Origin of the sequence: Azospirillum sp. B4 (assembly GCF_000333275.1) — a bacterium.
In the GTDB taxonomy this organism is placed as follows: Bacteria; Pseudomonadota; Alphaproteobacteria; order Azospirillales; family Azospirillaceae; genus Nitrospirillum.
Window position 1 is genome coordinate 1 of the sequence record NZ_BACU01000269.1, and the last position, 3,078, is coordinate 3,078.

Below are 3,078 nucleotides of genomic sequence, written 5' to 3' on the forward strand. Positions count from 1 at the left end.
AGGACTGGTGGGCGTTCAGCCATGGCAAGGTGGTATCCGACGACGCCAAGGCCCCGGGCGTGGAGATCGGCCGCCCCACCGACACCTACCGCCGCGTCCGGATCGAGAGCGCCTTCGGCAAGCTGACCGTGCTGGTCACCGATGGCCACCTGCCCTGGCCCTATGGCCGGGAGATGACGGGCTATGAGGTGACCAACCTGGATGAGACCCTGGCCAAGGCCAAGGCCGCCGGCGTCACCGTGGTGGTTGAGCCCTACACCGCCGACCACCGCAAGGCCGTGGTGGTCCAGTTCCCCGGCGGCTACATCGCCGAAATCCACAGCGCGTCCTAAGAATCCGCCATGACCCGCCGACGGCACCGTCCGACATCCCCGTGCCGTCGGCACGTCCTGAAGCACTCGCGCCATCGGCACGTGATGGCCTGCACCCTTTCTCTGGGCACCCTGGCCCTGGCCTGCGCGTTCCCCGCCGGCGCCAGGGCGCAGGAGGACACCCCGGACGAGGCCACCCTGGCGGCCCCGCCCTCCGTCACCCAGCGGCCGGCCATCAAGTCCAACCGCTGGCAGGAGGATTGGTCGGCCCTGGCCGACCCCGCCCTGCGTACCCAGCCTATGGATGGGCTGAAGTACATCCCGCTGGATACGACCAATGCCCAGACCTATCTGTCGCTGGGCCTGACCCTGCGGGAGCGGTTCGAGGATAACGAGGCGCCCGGCTTCGGCATCGGCGGTCGCAAGGGCGACAGCTATGTCATCCAGCGCCTGCAGACCCACCTGGACCTGCGCATCGACGGCCACTGGCAGCTGTTCGGCCAGTTCGAGGATGCGCGGGCGTTCGACAAGACCACCCTGACCCCGGCCGACCAGAACCAGGCCGACCTGCGCCAGGCCTTCGTCGCCTACAGCGGCGACCTCACCGATGGCGTCACCGTGAAGGTGCGCGCCGGCCGGCAGGAGATGGGCTTCGACCGCCAGCGCTTCGTCTCCACCCGCGATGGGCCCAACGTGCGCCAGGCCTTCGATGCCGTGTGGGTCAATGTGGAGGCCGCCCCCTGGCGCGTCATCAGTTTCTGGAGCCATCCGGTGCAGTACCGCACCGGAGAACCGTTCGACGACTATTCCAACACCCACCTGCAATATGGCGGCATCCGGGTGGAGCATGCCGGGGTGGGGCCGGGGGAGCTGTCCGCCTATTATTCCCGCTACCAGAACGACACCGCCAAATACCTCGACGCCAGCGGGCTGGAGCGGCGCGACATCTTCGATGTGCGCTATGCCGGCGGCGCCGCCGGCTTCGACTGGGACGTGGAGGGCATGGCCCAGTGGGGCACGGTAGGGCCCAAGTCGGTGGGGTCGTGGGCGGTCGGCGCCCTGACCGGCTATACGCTGGACGACGTCGCCTGGACGCCGCGCCTGGGCCTGCAGGCGGACGCGGCCTCGGGCGACGGCCGGCCGGGCGACGGCCGGCTGGGCACCTTCAACCCGCTGTTCCCCAACGGCTATTATTTCGCGCTGGCGGGTTACACCGGTTATGCCAACCTGATCCACCTGAAGCCGTCGCTGACCCTGAAGCCGCTGCCCAAGCTCAGCGTCATGACGGCGGCGGGCCTGCTGTGGCGGCAGACGACGGCCGACGCCGTCTATGTCCAGCCCAGCAACGCCGTGGCCGGCACCGCCGGCCGGGGGACGCCGTGGACAGGCGTCTACGGCCAGTTGCGCGTGGACTATGCCGTGACGGCCAACCTGACCACGGCGGTGGAGGCGGTGCACTACGCCATCGGCGACACCCTGCGCCAGGCCGGCGGGCATGACAGCGACTATCTGGGCATCGAACTGAAACTGGGATGGTGAGGCCATGAAACAGGGTTTACCCGTGCTGCTGAGCGTCAACGGCGGCTATGTCGACACCGCCGGTTTCCTGGCCCTGCAGGGCCTGTTCACCGCCCATGTCACCGGCAACTTCGTCACCTTCGGCGCCTCGCTGGTGCTGGGCACGTCGGGTGCGGGCGCCAAGCTGCTGGCCCTGCCGGTGTTCTGCGTGGTGGTGATCCTGTCGCGCTTCCTCTGCGCGGGGCTGGAGCGGCGGCAAATCCCCATCCTGCGCACGCTGCTGGTGCTGAAGATGCTGCTGCTGGCCGCTGGCGCCGCCCTGGCCATCCATTTCGGCCCCTTCCACAACGGCGACACCCTGCCCGCCATCATCACCGGCATGGTGCTGGTGACCGCCATGGCCCTGCAGAACGGCATGCACCGCGCCCATATGAGCACGACGCCGCCCACGACCCTGATGACCGGCACCACCACCCAGATCATGATCGACCTGGCCGACCTGATGCGCGGCGTGTCAGGGGAGGCGCGGGCTGCGGCCAAGGGCCGCCTGGGCAAGATGTCGGCCAGCGTCATCGGCTTCGCGTTCGGCTGCGCCGCCGCCGCCGGACTGTTCCTGGTGGTGCACGAATGGGCCTTCGTCGTGCCCCCGGTCATCGCCTTCATCGGCGCGCTGGTGACGGGCGATGTCCAGGCTAGCCCCGTGGCGCCAACAGCACGGTAAGCAGAATCTCCTCCCCCGCCTCACAGTCCTGGTACATCGCCTCTTCCAAGCTGGCGGGCGGCAAGGGCGCCAAGTTCGCCACCGACCTCGCCCCCTACGGCGCGCCCACGGCCACGACCTTCAAGGACGCACGGCGGAGCGCTGGTACGACTATGTCCTGCATTTCGGCCCTGGCGTCTTCCTCCCCTTCGCTATCCGCCTGGGGAAGATGGCAGGCCGGCTTCGCCATCGGCTAGCGCTTCCTCCCTGCCGCCGCTATAGTTACCGGTAACATGCCGAACGGCGATGAACGGGAGGAAATATGACCGGGACCAAGCGGGGATTCGCCCGATCCGTGATGGCGGCTGTCTGTCTGGCGGCGTTGGTGGGAAGCCCTGCCCTGGCCGCCCCCGCCGGACACGCCCCTGCCGAACACACCGCCGTCGACCGGGCACCCTGGGGGCCCGGCCCGGGCGGGGAGAAGACTGAAACCCTGACCGTCGCCAACGACATCGCCCGCCTGACGCTGTCCACCTACGGCGCGCGCAT

General features: G+C 68.9%; 2 protein-coding genes and 2 pseudogenes. All 4 read left to right on the forward strand.

The genetic code is table 11. The features are described 5' to 3' along the window. Positions 1-332 (forward strand): annotated as a pseudogene (locus tag I55_RS11780) (glyoxalase); the annotation flags it as partial. Positions 333-416: 84 nt separating this feature from the next. Then, a complete protein-coding gene (locus I55_RS11785; RefSeq protein ID WP_083901038.1) occupies positions 417-1,850 on the forward strand; it encodes an alginate export family protein in 1,434 nt (477 codons plus the stop codon). Between the two features lie 4 nt (positions 1,851-1,854). Further along, a complete protein-coding gene (locus tag I55_RS11790) occupies positions 1,855-2,550 on the forward strand; it encodes a YoaK family protein (RefSeq protein WP_044560753.1) in 696 nt (231 codons plus the stop codon). A 301-nt stretch (positions 2,551-2,851) separates the two neighbouring features. Then, positions 2,852-3,078, forward strand: a pseudogene (locus I55_RS11795) (hypothetical protein); the annotation flags it as partial.